The following is a 14,729-nucleotide window of genomic DNA, read 5'->3' on the forward strand; positions in this document are numbered from 1 at the left end:
GCTTTAGGCAGGATGCCAATGGGCTAGCAGTACTGCATGAATCGATGTGTCGCTTGGGGCTTTGGTGAAGTGCTCAATGACGAAACGATCGTCGCGTTGCACTACATAGTGGCCCGCTTTGTGAAACACATGGGTCGGCCCGAGTAGCAGAAGATCACCAGCATTAACGGGTGAAAAATCTGTACTTGGGCCGGGTGTTGCCATTACGCACGGTGCTTTCCAGTCGATGTTCAGCGGGAGGTGACTGGGCACTTTAATGGTCGTTGCCTGTACCTGTTCCCAGGGGAGGGGACCAGTATGGGTCAACGTTAATAGCTCGGGGGCGCTATCACCTTCCAATAGAGTTGCCAGGGAGCAGTCGAGTGCATCAGCGAGCGCCACAAGGCGTTCGTGACCGATCTGTTTGATCGCCCCAGATTCCCAATAAGAAATGGTGACATCTGACACGCCAACTTTGCGTGCGAGAGCAGCTTTGTTGAGCTTGGCCCTAAGCCGCAGTTGCTTGATACGTGAGCCTAGCGATTCCATTTCGTCTTCCTGATGATGAGCTAACAAGCTCGTTGAATGTCTTCCACTATAAATTTCTCTAATATAGATAGTGGAGCTATGAACATACTTTATTGGTCTATCTCAAGCTTGGGGTATGCACCCAAGATGTTGCTGCAGTGCCATACTAAGCGATTGTGCTTTAGCGCGCATTAGTGGACAAATAACGTTGAGTTAATTTCTCTGACGCTTTCTTGCGCTAGTCGTTCCCTGCGCGACGCTGTTGGTTGCGCCTAAGGTGCGTATAATATCGCCATGCATTTTTGCCAATAGGACGTTTTCATGACCGTACGTACTCGCATTGCACCTTCTCCCACAGGAGACCCCCACGTTGGCACGGCCTACATCGCGCTTTTTAACCTATGTTTTGCGCGTCAGCACGGTGGCCAATTCATTCTTCGTATTGAAGACACTGATCGGGTGCGCTCTACTCCTGAGTCGGAGCAGATGATTCTCGATTCACTGCGCTGGCTGGGTCTTGAGTGGGATGAAGGCCCGGATGTTGGCGGCCCCCACGGCCCTTATCGGCAAAGCGAGCGTGGCGATATATATGCTCAATACGCCCAGCAGTTGTTGGATGCCGGGCATGCATTTAAGTGTTACCGCACCAGTGAAGAGCTTGATGAACTGCGTGAAACCCGCAAGGCTGCGGGCTTGCACCTGGCATTGAAGCCTGCTGACTTAGCATTGGAGAGCCAGGAGCAAGCACGCCGTGAACAGGAAGGCTGGCCTTATGTAGTGCGCATGAATGTGCCTGCCGAAGGCGTTTGTGTGGTCAACGATATGCTGCGCGGTACGATTGAAGTGGAGTGGGCGCAGGTGGACGCGCAAATTCTGCTTAAATCAGACGGCATGCCCACTTATCACCTCGCCAATGTGGTCGACGATCATCTAATGGCGATCACCCATGTGCTGCGTGGGGAAGAGTGGATTAACTCCGCACCAAAGCACCAACTGCTGTATGAGTATTTTGGTTGGCAAATGCCGCAACTTTGTCACATGCCGTTGCTGCGCAACCCCGATAAATCCAAACTCTCTAAGCGCAAAAACCCGACCTCCATCAATTATTATCGTCGGATGGGCTTTTTACCCCAGGCCGTTACCAACTACTTGGGGCGGATGGGGTGGTCGATGCCTGATGAGCGCGAGAAATTCAGTCTACAAGAGATGATGGCGGAGTTTGACGTTCAGCGTGTCTCGTTAGGTGGCCCTGTATTTGATCTGGAGAAACTGACCTGGTTAAACGGTGTGTATATCCGTGAAGACCTGGATGATGATGCACTGTTGAGCGCACTGCGTGACTGGGCTTTCAATGAAGCTTACGTTAAGCAGATACTGCCGCAGGTGCGACCACGGGTAGAGACGCTCTCCCAGGTAATGCCGTTGGCAGGGCACTTCTTCTCTGGCCTTCCGGCGCTAACAAAAGCGTCGTTTGATAGCGTGAAGCTCGAGGAAGAGGAACTGGTCAAGCTGCTTCAGTTCCTTGTTTGGCGATTCGAGGGCGTTTCGGCTTGGCATAAAGAGGCGCTGTTGAACGAGGTGAAAACGCTGGCTGAGCACTTTGACTTGAAAATGAAAGCCTTTCTGGCGCCGGTGTTTATTGCCATTACCGGCAGCGCGTCCAGCACCTCAGTGATGGACGCCATGGCGATTCTGGGTTCAGACGTTACCCGGGCACGCCTGCGTAGTGCGATAGAGGTATTGGGCGGCGTCTCGAAAAAGCAGGCCAAGCGCTTTGAAAAAGAATTTCGTGAGATCGCTTCGTGAAATAGTTTAGTAAAATCAGCTAACCGCGCATGAGATAGCGCTAGCGCCAATTTCTCATCCTTAGGAAATTGGCGTTTTTTCTGTTGACGAAGGCCAGCGGAATCAGTATTATACGCTCCGTCTTCGCGACATGTGGGGCCTTAGCTCAGCTGGGAGAGCGCAACACTGGCAGTGTTGAGGTCAGCGGTTCGATCCCGCTAGGCTCCACCAATTAGTAGTACTTGTTATCAGTACCTTTCGCGAAGCGGCTCGATATACGTCCCATTCGTCTAGTGGTCTAGGACACCGCCCTTTCACGGCGGTAACAGGGGTTCGAACCCCCTATGGGACGCCACTAATTCAGTATCCCTCCTAATCGTTTATTTCTCTGGCAATGAGTCTTCTCATTTGCTGGCTTTTTGTATTCCCGCTGTTCACAAAAGAGCTACAAATCGACAATTTTTGGGCGATTTTGTGCTTGACTTGTCCACTTTTGCGATTCTGGCTTAAAGGTTGTGCACAACCCCTTGTTGTTGACGCAAAAAATCTTTAACAGAACTTAAGTCTTTAAAAAACAATGACTTACGGGAGGTTAAAAAATAACCAATTTAAGGCTGGCCCACTGCCCATGGCGATTTCGGGACGTTTTGAAGTGGTTGTGAACAGGGTTATCCACAGATAGTGTGGAAAACCTTGAGCAGGATCCAGAAGCAAAAAAGTCAAGCGATAATGGAGTCGAATTAGGCGTTTTTGAAGTCCTTCAATGTTGCATCCGGCTATCGCCGCGTCCTAGGCTCAGAAGGGGCAAGGGGTGGTCTCTAAGGGGAGAGCTTGCTCAAGGCACCTGGTAAGGTTAGTGAATGGTCGCGAGCGCATGTGGTGGTGCGTTGGTGGTCTATGAACCAGCGTTAATCAGCCCATACGCAAAAGGCCACCCGAAGGTGACCTTTGATCGTACTGTCAAGCGGGGATGGTTTATTTTTTCGGATAGTCACGCTGGTCGTGGCCAATATAGAGCTGGCGCGGACGACCGATTTTGTAGCTTTCGCTGAGCATTTCGTGCCAATGCGAGATCCAGCCAATAGTGCGCGATACCGCGAAGATCACGGTGAACATATTGGTGGGGATACCCATGGCTTTCAAAATGATGCCTGAGTAGAAATCAACGTTCGGGTACAGCTTCCGCTCGATGAAGTACTCGTCTTCTAGGGCAATTTGCTCAAGACGCTTGGCGATTTTAAGCTGAGGGTCGTCGGCCATGCCGAGCTCTGCAAGTACTTCGTCGCAGGTCTCTTTCATTACCTTGGCGCGCGGGTCAAAGTTGCGATACACGCGGTGACCAAAGCCCATTAGCTTGAACGGGTCGTCCTTATCCTTGGCTTTATCAACAAAGCGCTGGATGTTCTCTTCGGAGTCTTCACCGATTTCGTCGAGCATAGCCAGCACGGCTTCGTTGGCGCCGCCGTGAGCGGGGCCCCAAAGTGCCGCGATACCTGCGCTAATACAAGCGAATGGGTTGGCCCCCGTGGAGCCTGCCAAGCGTACAGTCGAGGTAGAGGCGTTCTGCTCGTGATCCGCATGCAGCATGAAGATGCGATCCATGGCTTTCGCGTATACCGGGTTGATTTTGTACTCTTCGCAAGGGTTGCTGAACATCATGTAGAGGAAGTTCTCTGCATAGGTCAGATCGTTGCGCGGGTAGTTAAAGGGCTGACCCACATTATACTTATGGGACATTGCCGCCAGGGTAGGCATCTTGGCGATCAGGCGGATCGCGCTGATCACGCGATCTTCCTCTTGAGTGATGTCCATGTGGTCGTGATAGAAGGCCGCTAAGCCGCCCACTACACCGCACAAAATAGACATCGGGTGGGCATCGCGGCGGAACCCTTTAAAGAAGTTGTTGATCTGATCGTGAACCATGGTGTGGTTACGAATGCGCGATTCAAAATCCGCGTACTGCTCGTCGTTGGGTAACTCACCAAACAGCAGGGTGTAGCACACTTCTACGAAATTGGACTCTTTGGCCAGTTGATCAATCGGGTAGCCGCGGTGTAGCAGCACGCCCTTGCCGCCATCAATATAAGTGATGGCAGACTGGCAGGAAGAGGTGGCCATAAAGCCGGGGTCGTAGGTGAACAGGCCTTCAGCGCCTAAACCGCGTACGTCGATGACGTCGGGGCCAAGTGTGCCGGAATACATGGGTAGCTCGATCGGTTTATCCAGACCGTCTACCGTCAATGTCGCTTTCCTGTCAGCCATGCTGGCCTCCTTTCGAATTCGGGTTGGGACGTAAAGTCATTGCTGCGCATACCGCGCCGGCGAAAAGGCTTGCCCACTATAGAAGTGTGCGACATTTTGTCAATTAGCCTAAGCGCCTAGCTTAAGGTTGTGCAAATATTGTTGCTTTGAATAGTTTTTGTATATGATTAAAAAGCCTACATTATATGGCGAAGCGTCAGAAGATTGACGATAGGCTAACATGATATGTTAACAGGCTTATCAAATTGCTAATCTACTGTCACTATAACCATGCTGCAGCGCAAAATCGACTCAGGATGCGGACAATTTTCTTGCACCATAGTCGAGTTAGGGCTGAGTTCGGTTTGTAAGCGAGGGCGAAGGTTCTTATAATCCACGGCGCGCGACCGGCAGGTAGGTGGTCGTGCCCGACTTGGCAACGGCCGAGCCCCTTCCAGCAACCACCGCCCGCTCGGGCCATGCCCGACCTGTCGCAGAGCGGGCCAAGAGAGTGTGTACAAAGCCGTGAATAGCAAACGACCCGTAAACCTAGACCTTACTACGATACATTTCCCACTGCCGGCGCTGACGTCGATCACACACCGCATCACGGGTGTCATCCTGTTCGTTGGCCTGATTTTCGCTTTTTGGGCGCTGGGCAAGTCCTTGTCATCTCCTGCGGGTTTCGACGCCGTTAGCGATGCACTGGCCAATAATTTTTTGGCTAAGTTGATTGCTTGGGGGTTGTTATCCGCACTGGCATTCCACTTTGTAGCAGGTATCAAGCACCTGCTGATGGATGCCGATATTGGGGTAACCCTTGAGGGTGGCGTTAAAAAAGCGCAGATCACCGTCGTGGTCAGCGCTGTTCTGATTATTCTGGCAGGAGTTTGGGTATGGTAACTAACATTACAAGTTTTGGCCGTAGTGGGCTTTCTGACTGGCTGATGCAGCGCGTTTCTGCTGTTATTTTGGCCCTCTACACGGTCTTTATCGTTGCCTTTCTGCTGTTTAATCCGAACCTCGATTACTACACGTGGAGCGGTCTGTTCAGCCAGACGTGGATGCGGATTTTCTCGCTACTGGCGTTTGTCGCCTTAGCCGCACACGCCTGGATTGGTCTGTGGACCGTCACCACCGACTATCTCAAGTCCACTCGCCTGCGCGTGGGTGTCCAAGCTGTCATCATCTTGGGCATTTTCGTGTACTTGGTGTGGGGCATTCAAATTCTGTGGGGAGCTTGATTACATGTCTAATCTGCGTAGCCTGACGTTTGACGCCATTATCATTGGTGGCGGTGGCTCTGGCCTGCGAGCCGCTCTAGAGCTGGCGAAGTCCGGTAAAAAGACGGCCGTGTTATCGAAAGTTTTCCCGACCCGCTCTCACACCGTTTCTGCTCAGGGTGGTATCACCTGTGCAATCGCGTCTGATGACCCGAACGACGACTGGCGCTGGCACATGTACGACACCGTTAAAGGCGGCGACTATATCGCTGACCAGGACGCGGCGGAGTATATGTGTTCTGAAGGCCCGAAAGCGGTATTCGAGCTCGAGCATATGGGCCTGCCGTTCTCGCGTTTAGATAACGGTCGCATTTATCAGCGCCCGTTTGGCGGTCAGTCGAAGAACTTCGGTGAAGGTGGCCAGGCGGCTCGTACCTGTGCCGCTGCTGACCGTACCGGCCACGCGCTGTTGCACACCCTTTACCAGAATAATTTGAAGAACAATACCGTGTTCCTCAATGAGTGGTATGCAGTGGATTTGGTCAAAAATGCCAGCGGTGATGTGGTCGGCTGTATCGCCATGTGTATCGAGACGGGCGAAGTGGTTCACATTAAGTCCAAGGCCACAGTATTAGCTACTGGTGGAGCAGGCCGTATTTATGCTTCCACAACCAATGCGTTGATTAACACCGGTGACGGTATTGGCATGGCGCTGCGTGCGGGCTTCCCGATGCAAGACATGGAAATGTGGCAGTTCCACCCGACCGGTATTTACGGTGCGGGCACGCTGGTCACAGAAGGCTGCCGCGGTGAGGGTGGCTACCTGATCAACAAAGACGGCGAACGCTTTATGGAGCGTTATGCGCCGAATGCCAAAGATTTGGCGGGCCGTGACGTTGTAGCCCGTTCGATGGTCATGGAAATTCTGGAAGGTCGTGGCTGTGGCGAGAAGGGCGATCACGTCTTCTTGAAGCTTGATCACCTGGGTGAAGAAGTACTTGGTAAGCGCCTACCCGGTATCGTTGAGCTCTCCAAGACGTTTGCTCACATCGATCCGGCAAAAGACCCGATCCCGGTCGTACCGACCTGCCATTACATGATGGGCGGTATTCCGACCAATATTCATGGTCAGGCGATTACCATGGACGAAAGCGGTAACGATCATATCGTTAACGGCCTGTTTGCCTGTGGTGAAGCAGCGTGTGTTTCTGTTCACGGTGCTAACCGCTTGGGCGGTAACTCGCTACTTGATCTAGTGGTCTTCGGTCGTGCTGCAGGCATGTTTATTGAAGGCGCGCTGAACGAAGGCATTGAGTACCTGGACGCTTCCGAGTCTGACATTGAGTCGGCCATGAAGCGGATCACGCGCTGGAATGAGTCTGAGGGTGGTGAAAGTATTCCTGAGCTGAAAGCTGAGCTTCAGGAAATCATGCAGACCTCCTTCGGCGTATTCCGCGAAGAGAAAAACATGCTGGAAGGCGTCGACAAGCTAGCGCTGCTGCGCGAGCGCATCGCCAATGCCTACTTGCCTGACAAGTCCAATGCCTTCAACACTGCCCGTGTAGAAGCACTGGAACTTGATAACTTGATGGAAGTGGCTGAAGCGACGGCGATCGCTGCCCTAGAGCGTAAAGAGAGCCGCGGCGCCCACTCGCGTTACGACTATCCAGACCGTGATGACGTCAACTGGCTGAAGCACTCGCTCTTCTTCCCAGCGACGAAAGAGCTGAAAAAACGCGACGTTAACTTCAAGCCGAAAACCGTTGATACGTTCGAGCCTAAGGTTCGTACCTACTAAACGCCGCATAGACGAGAGGGAGTCACTATGTCCAATCTTCAGGTATCCGTATACCGCTACAATCCGGAAACCGACTCCGCACCTTACATGCAGGAGTTTCAGGTCGATACTAAAGGCCGCGATGTGATGGTGCTGGATGTTCTTCATATGATGAAGGAACAAGACAGCGGTTTGGCGTTTCGTCGCAGCTGCCGTGAAGGCGTCTGCGGTTCAGATGGCATGAACATGAACGGCAAAAACGGCTTGGCATGTATCACGCCGCTGTCAGACGTTGTCAAAAACAACAAGCTGACCCTGCGCCCGCTGCCGGGCCTGCCGGTTATTCGCGATATGGTCGTGGATATGGGGCTGTTCTATAAGCAGTACGAGCGTATTCAGCCGTACCTGCAGAACGATACGCCTGCACCGGCCATTGAGCGTCTGCAGTCGCCAGAAGAGCGCGACAAGCTAGATGGCTTGTATGAGTGTATTCTATGTGCATGCTGTTCAACGTCTTGCCCGTCGTTCTGGTGGAACCCCGAGAAGTTTGTCGGCCCGGCCGGTTTGCTGCAGTCTTACCGCTTCCTGGCCGATTCACGTGACACGGCTACCAGCGAACGGTTGAGCAACCTGGAAGATCCGTTCTCGGTGTTCCGTTGCCGTGGCATCATGAACTGTGTAGCGGTGTGCCCAAAAGGGCTCAACCCTACCCGGGCAATTGGTAAAATTCGCGAAATGTTACTCGCTGATGCTACCTAAGCCTATGACATCTTAGTAAAAAAGCGCCTGCCACTTAAGTTGGGTGATAATGCCACTTAAATCATGGCGCTTCGCTTGTTATCATAGGGTTTGTCAGGCGGTGCGGCGTCACGTCGCACTGCTGATCAGACAAGTTTGAAAGCCGGTGCCTGGGGTACCGGCTTTCGAGCATGAACTGAAGACGAAACATCGTATGACCGCTAGAAACACAGTATGACCGCTAGATGCGACATAAAGTGTGAGATGAAGAATAGCTAGACGAACAGGGTTTCCGGCCGTTGGCCGGCGCCGCCGGCAAATGTCCCGCCCCGCCGGCAGGGCAATAGCGATGTCGCCGCATGTTTGCGACGATACCGATACCACCCCATCAGTGCAGGGTGACCGAGAGATGCAACAAGGCATAATGGAGTTGATGTGGCGTTCCTCTCACGTTAGTGGCGGCAATGTTCACTACGTGGAAGCGCTTTACGAGCAGTACCTCGCCGATCCTGAGTCTGTCCCTGACGAATGGCGCAGCTATTTTGATGAGTTGCCGCGCCCCGAGGGCAGTGCCTCCCACGATGTTCCACTTAGCCCCGTGCGTGATCAGTTCTACCAGTTGGGGCGCGAAAGTCGCCCGGGCCGGGTAGTCGCCGCTGCCGATAGCGGTGAAAACAAAAAGCAGGTAAAAGTCCTGCAACTGATCAACGCTTACCGCTTCCGTGGCCATCAAAAGGCCAATATCGACCCGCTAGGGCTGCGTAATCCCACCCCCGTCCCCGATCTCGATCTGTCCTTTCATCAGCTTTCAAAAGCTGATCTGGATACCGAGTTCCAAACCGGTTCTTTCTTTTTAGGTATCGACAAAGCGCCACTGCGTGACATCGTAGATGCGTTGGAGCGTACTTACTGCCGCTCCATCGGCTGCGAGATCATGCATATCGTCGATACGGAAGAGAAACGCTGGCTACAACGGCGTTTTGAGTCGGTACGCAGTGCGCCTGATTTCAGTGCCGACGTGCGCAAGCACGTGCTGGAGCGTTTGACGGCCGCCGAAGGTTTGGAGAATTACCTGGCATCCAAGTATCCAGGTACCAAGCGTTTCGGTCTTGAAGGCGGCGAATCGTTTGTGCCGATGATGGACGAGCTTATCCAGCGTGCTGGCGGTTATGGCACCAAGGAAGTGGTCATCGGTATGGCGCACCGTGGTCGACTCAATCTGCTAGTCAATATTCTGGGTAAAAACCCAGCTGACTTGATTGATGAGTTCGACGGCAAGAAAGTCATCGAGCGTGGCTCAGGTGATGTGAAGTACCACCAGGGTTTCAGTTCGAACGTCATGTCCCCGGGCGGCGAAGTCCATTTGGCGATGTCGTTTAACCCGTCGCACCTGGAAATTGTCGCGCCTGTCGTAGAGGGTTCGGTGCGTGCCCGCCAAGATCGCCGTAACGACGAAGAGGGCAGTAAAGTACTGCCGATCAACGTCCACGGTGATGCGGCGTTTGCCGGTCAAGGCGTGGTGATGGAGACATTCCAGATGTCTCAGACCCGTGCTTATAAAACCGGTGGCACCGTCCATATTGTGATTAACAACCAAGTGGGCTTCACCACCTCGCATCCGCTGGATGCACGCTCTACCGAATACTGCACTGATATTGCCAAGATGGTTCAAGCGCCTATTTTTCATGTCAATGGCGATGACCCGGACGCAGTGCTGCACGCCACCCAAGTCGCTCTCGACTATCGCCAGCAGTTCAAAAAAGATGTGGTGATCGATCTCGTTTGCTACCGTCGCCGTGGCCACAACGAAGCTGACGAGCCGTCAGGCACGCAGCCGATGATGTATTCCAAGATCAAAGATCACCCTTCTGCGCGCTCGCTGTACGCCAAGCGCTTGGTTGATCAGGGCGTGCTCTCTGAAGAGTCCGCTAAAGCGATGATCGAAACCTATCGTGATGACCTCGTGGCAGGCAACCACGTTGCCAATGCACTGGTGCAAGAGCCCAACGCTTCTCTGTTCGTTGACTGGGCGCCTTACCTGGGTCACGAATGGTCTGGTGATGCCGACACGACGTTTGATATGAAGCGTCTGCAGCAGTTAGCGGCTCGCATGTGTGAAGTGCCGGACGGCGTCGAAGTGCAGCGTCAGGTGGCCAAGATTTATGAAGACCGGCGTAAAATGCAGGCTGGTGGTTTGGCACTTAACTGGGGTTTTGCGGAAACACTAGCCTACGCCACGCTGCTAGAGCAGGGGCATCCGATCCGGATTACCGGGCAAGACGTTGGGCGCGGTACTTTCTCCCACCGTCATGCGGTGGTGCATAATCAGAAAGATGGCACTACCTATGTTCCGCTGCAGAATATGGCCGATGGTCAGCCGCGTTTCACCATTCATGACTCCTTCCTTTCGGAAGAAGCGGTGTTGGCATTTGAGTACGGCTACTCAACCACTGCGCCGAATGACTTGGTGATCTGGGAAGCTCAGTTTGGTGACTTCTTTAACGGCGCCCAGGTGGTCGTGGATCAGTTCATCTCGTCGGGTGAAACGAAGTGGGGCCGGGTGTGTGGTTTAACCATGCTGTTGCCACACGGCTACGAAGGCCAGGGCCCGGAGCACTCTTCGGCGCGTTTGGAGCGCTTCCTGCAAATGTGTGCTGAGCACAATATGCAGGTCTGCGTACCCACCACGCCCGCACAGATTTATCATCTACTGCGTCGTCAGGTGATTCGTCCGCTGCGCAAACCGCTGGTGGTGATGACACCTAAATCGCTGCTGCGTCATAAAGAAGCGATTTCGAGCCTTGAAGATCTCGCTCACGGTAAGTTCCACATGGTACTCGCCGACCAGGCAGATCTGGCGCCGAAGAAGGTCACACGCGTTGTGCTATGTGCTGGCAAGGTCTACTACGACTTAGCCGCTTGGCGCGCTGAGAATGAGCGTCATGACACGGCAGTTGTGCGTATTGAGCAGCTATACCCCTTCCCGAAAGAAGAGCTTCTGGAAGCGCTGCAAGACTATACCAACGTAGAAGATATTGTGTGGTGCCAGGAAGAGCCGCTTAATCAGGGCGCTTGGTACTCCAGCCAGCACAATATGCGTGCAGTGGCCGACATGCTGAAAGATGGCCTTGGTCGCGAGTTGAAATTTGCAGGACGTCCTGCCTCTGCTGCTCCAGCAGCTGGCTATATGTCCGTCCACACTGAACAGCAGCGCCAGCTGGTGGAAGACGCTTTTAATTTATAAGCGACCACCGGATTTAGAGAACATATAAGGGAAACGACATGGCTACTGAGATCAAAGCGCCAACCTTTCCGGAATCCGTTGCCGAAGGCACAGTGGCGGCGTGGCATAAAAAGCCGGGTGACAGCGTTGAGCGTGACGAGCTGATTGTTGAGATCGAAACCGACAAAGTGGTGCTGGAAGTCGTCGCACCGGAAGCGGGAACCCTGACCGACGTAATGGCCGAAGAGGGCGATACGGTTGCGTCAGAACAGGTGCTGGGCAAAATCGGCGAAGGCAGCGCGTCTGGCAGCAAAAAAGAAGAGAAATCTTCGGGCGATGACAGCGCTGAAAAATCCGAAGAGAAGTCTGAAGGTAAGAAAGAAGAGAAAAAAGCCAGCGGTGGCGGCAAGCAACACGACGTAAAAGCCCCCAGCTTCCCTGAGTCAATCCAGGAAGGCACCGTGGCGACCTGGCACAAAAAAGTCGGTGAAGCGGTCAAGCGCGATGACGTGCTGGCCGACATCGAAACCGATAAGGTTGTGCTGGAAGTGGTCGCTCCGGCCGATGGCGCCCTGGCTGAAATTAAAGCCGAAGAGGGTAGCCAGGTTGAATCTGAAGCGATTCTTGCGACCTTCACCGAAGGGGCCGGTGGCGACAGTGGAAGCGAAAGCGGTGGCGATTCAGCGTCCGCTAAAGCAGACAGCAGCGATGGCGATGGCGCCGACGAGAAAGTCGGTGACAAAATCCTCGCTCCGGCCGCACGTAAAATGGTTGCCGAGCATGACCTGGACGTTGCCAAGATTGAAGGCACCGGCAAAGGTGGCCGCATCTTGAAAGAAGACGTTCAGAAAGCGGTCAAAGACGGTTCTGCCAAGAAAGCAGCAAAATCGTCTGCACCAGCGAAAGCTGCCGCGGCACCAGCTGCCGAAGGTGAGCGCATCGAGAAGCGCGTACCGATGAGCCGTCTGCGTCAGACCATCGCCAAGCGCCTGGTTCAGGCGCAGCAAACCGCGGCGATGCTGACTACCTACAACGAAGTGGACATGACCGAGATCATGGCCCTCCGTGCGCAGTACAAAGAGACGTTCTTAAAAGCTCACGACATTAAGCTGGGCTTTATGGGCTTCTTTGTAAAAGCGGCTTCAGAAGCGCTCAAGCGGTTCCCGGACGTTAACGCCTCTATCGACGGCACCGACATCGTTTATCACGGTTATCAGGATATCGGCGTTGCGGTATCCACTGACCGTGGTTTGGTTGTACCGGTACTGCGTGACACCGACAGCATGAAAATCGCTGACGTCGAGCGCAAGATTGTCGACTTCGGCAAGCGTGGTCGTGACGGTAAGCTGGGCATGGACGACATGATCGGCGGCACCTTTACCATCACCAACGGCGGTACCTTTGGCTCGTTGATGTCCACCCCGATCATCAACCCGCCGCAAACTGCCATTCTGGGCATGCACAAAATCCAGGATCGTCCGATGGCCATCAACGGCAAGGTCGAGATTCGCCCGATGATGTATCTGGCGCTCTCTTATGACCACCGTATGATCGACGGCAAAGACGCCGTTCAATTCTTGGTCACCTTGAAAGAATTGCTGGAAGACCCGGCACGTCTACTGCTGGATATCTAAAAAAGCATAAGCGTCATATTGATTTAGTACGCTTCTGCTTAACCAGGATATATCTGCAATCGTACACAGCCTTCCGCCCGGTTCGAGTTAAAGCGGGCGGAAGGCCAGCAAGCTAGAGGAGCCAACATGGCTGATAAGTTTGATGTGATCGTTATTGGTGCCGGCCCTGGCGGTTACGTCGCCGCCATTCGTGCCGCACAGATGGGCCTAAAAACGGCCTGTGTCGAAAAATGGGTTAACAAGGAAGGTAAGACAGTTCACGGCGGCACTTGCCTAAACGTGGGCTGTATTCCCTCGAAGGCCTTGCTGGAAACCTCGCACAAGTTTGTTGAGGCCCGTGACCATTACGCCGAGATTGGTATTGAAATCAGCGATGTGTCAACGAACATTGCCAAGATGCTTGAGTTCAAGGATCAGGTCATCGCCAAGAACGTCGGCGGTATTAGCGCGTTGTTCAAAGCCAATGGTGTTACCGCCCTTGAAGGCACCGGCAAAGTAGTCGCGTCTAAGCAGGTCGAAGTTACTGGCCATGATGGTGAAAAAGCCACCTATGACGCTGACAACATTGTTATCGCAGCGGGCTCTGTGCCGGTTGAGATTCCTCCGACCCCGATGACCGAAGGCTTGATCGTTGACTCTAGTGGTGCACTTGAATTTACCGAGGCACCTAAGCGTCTGGGTGTGATTGGGGCTGGCGTCATCGGTCTCGAACTGGGCAGTGTGTGGAGTCGCCTGGGCAGTGAAGTCACTATGCTTGAAGCCATGGACACCTTCCTGCCGATGGTGGATACCGCCATCGCCAAGGAGACCCAGAAGCTACTCAAGAAGCAGGGCCTGGATATCAAACTCGGCGCTCGTGTGACCGGTTCGGAAGTCAAAGGCGAAGAAGTCGTTGTGAAGTACAGCGATGCCAACGGCGAACAAGAGATGACCTTTGACAAGCTCATCGTTTGTGTTGGCCGTCGCCCCTACACCAAAGGCGTAATTGACGAAGGCGTTAGCGTTGAGTTGGATGAGCGTGGCTTTATCTTTGTCGATGACCAGTGCCGTACCAACGTCCCGGGCATTTATGCTATCGGCGACTGTGTACGCGGCCCAATGCTGGCGCATAAAGCCTCTGAAGAAGGCGTTATGGTGGCCGATATTATCGCTGGCCATAAGGCTGAGATGAATTATGACGCTATTCCTAGCGTGATCTATACCGCACCAGAAGTGGCTTGGGTCGGTATTAACGAGCAGGAAGCCAAGGCTGCTGGAATTGAGATTAAAACGGGTTCTTTCCCGTTTGCAGCTAACGGTAGGGCGCTCGCCAACAACGCTTCAGATGGCATGGCTAAGATCATCGCTGATGCGGAAACTGACCGCATTCTCGGTATGCACATTGTGGGTCAACACGCTGGCGAATTGATTGCCCAGGGTGTGATTGCCATGGAGTTCGGCTCCAGCGCTGAGGATTTGGCATTGACGTGTTATGCGCACCCAACGACAGCTGAAGCAATTCACGAAGCAGCACTTGCGGTAGATGGTCACGCGATTCATATGGCCAATCGCAAGAAGCGTAAGTAATTTAGTTAAACAACGAAGCGCCACCTTTTAAGGGT

10 protein-coding genes and 2 tRNA genes are annotated in these 14,729 nt (G+C 53.5%); 10 read left to right on the top strand and 2 right to left on the bottom strand.

The window, feature by feature from the left end; all coding sequences use genetic code 11:
* Positions 1-3: 3 nt before the first annotated feature.
* A complete protein-coding gene (locus LMS44_RS06330; protein WP_414120731.1) occupies positions 4-528 on the bottom strand; it encodes a helix-turn-helix domain-containing protein in 525 nt (174 codons plus the stop codon).
* A 300-nt stretch (positions 529-828) separates the two neighbouring features.
* Here LMS44_RS06330 and gltX point away from each other — a divergent pair, with 300 nt between their 5' ends.
* The 3 genes from gltX to LMS44_RS06345 all read left to right on the top strand — a co-directional run bounded on the left by gltX (position 829) and on the right by LMS44_RS06345 (position 2,647).
* Positions 829-2,313: a glutamate--tRNA ligase gene (gltX, locus tag LMS44_RS06335; RefSeq protein ID WP_009287292.1), complete on the top strand. Its 1,485-nt coding sequence runs from the start codon at positions 829-831 to the stop codon at positions 2,311-2,313.
* Positions 2,314-2,447: 134 nt separating this feature from the next.
* A tRNA-Ala gene (locus tag LMS44_RS06340) sits at positions 2,448-2,523 on the top strand.
* A gap of 48 nt (positions 2,524-2,571) precedes the next feature.
* A tRNA-Glu gene (locus LMS44_RS06345) sits at positions 2,572-2,647 on the top strand.
* A 620-nt stretch (positions 2,648-3,267) separates the two neighbouring features.
* Here the strand turns inward: LMS44_RS06345 and gltA are convergent.
* The gene (gene gltA / locus LMS44_RS06350) at positions 3,268-4,554 is read right to left on the bottom strand and encodes a citrate synthase (protein WP_009287293.1); all 1,287 of its coding nucleotides are present in this window, start codon (positions 4,552-4,554) and stop codon (positions 3,268-3,270) included.
* A 504-nt stretch (positions 4,555-5,058) separates the two neighbouring features.
* Here gltA and sdhC point away from each other — a divergent pair.
* The 7 genes from sdhC to lpdA all read left to right on the top strand — a co-directional run bounded on the left by sdhC (position 5,059) and on the right by lpdA (position 14,694).
* Positions 5,059-5,436 carry a succinate dehydrogenase, cytochrome b556 subunit gene (gene sdhC / locus LMS44_RS06355; protein WP_196518187.1) on the top strand — a complete coding sequence of 126 codons (378 nt, stop codon included), beginning with the start codon at positions 5,059-5,061 and terminating at the stop codon, positions 5,434-5,436.
* Entirely contained in the window at positions 5,430-5,777 is a 348-nt protein-coding gene (gene sdhD, locus LMS44_RS06360) for a succinate dehydrogenase, hydrophobic membrane anchor protein (RefSeq protein ID WP_022520469.1), read from the top strand. Before sdhC ends, sdhD begins: the two co-directional genes overlap by 7 nt.
* 4 nt (positions 5,778-5,781) lie before the next feature.
* Entirely contained in the window at positions 5,782-7,554 is a 1,773-nt protein-coding gene (sdhA, locus tag LMS44_RS06365; protein ID WP_022520468.1) for a succinate dehydrogenase flavoprotein subunit, read from the top strand.
* A gap of 27 nt (positions 7,555-7,581) precedes the next feature.
* Positions 7,582-8,292 carry a succinate dehydrogenase iron-sulfur subunit gene (locus tag LMS44_RS06370; RefSeq protein WP_009287296.1) on the top strand — a complete coding sequence of 237 codons (711 nt, stop codon included), beginning with the start codon at positions 7,582-7,584 and terminating at the stop codon, positions 8,290-8,292.
* Positions 8,293-8,680: 388 nt separating this feature from the next.
* The gene (locus tag LMS44_RS06375) at positions 8,681-11,515 is read left to right on the top strand and encodes a 2-oxoglutarate dehydrogenase E1 component (protein ID WP_027959716.1); all 2,835 of its coding nucleotides are present in this window, start codon (positions 8,681-8,683) and stop codon (positions 11,513-11,515) included.
* Positions 11,516-11,553: 38 nt separating this feature from the next.
* Positions 11,554-13,128 carry a 2-oxoglutarate dehydrogenase complex dihydrolipoyllysine-residue succinyltransferase gene (gene odhB, locus LMS44_RS06380; protein ID WP_414120726.1) on the top strand — a complete coding sequence of 525 codons (1,575 nt, stop codon included), beginning with the start codon at positions 11,554-11,556 and terminating at the stop codon, positions 13,126-13,128.
* A gap of 126 nt (positions 13,129-13,254) precedes the next feature.
* Positions 13,255-14,694: a dihydrolipoyl dehydrogenase gene (gene lpdA, locus LMS44_RS06385; protein ID WP_022520465.1), complete on the top strand. Its 1,440-nt coding sequence runs from the start codon at positions 13,255-13,257 to the stop codon at positions 14,692-14,694.
* Positions 14,695-14,729 lie beyond the last annotated feature (35 nt).

Source organism: Halomonas profundus (assembly GCF_020865425.1).
Taxonomy (GTDB): domain Bacteria; phylum Pseudomonadota; class Gammaproteobacteria; order Pseudomonadales; family Halomonadaceae; genus Vreelandella; species Vreelandella titanicae.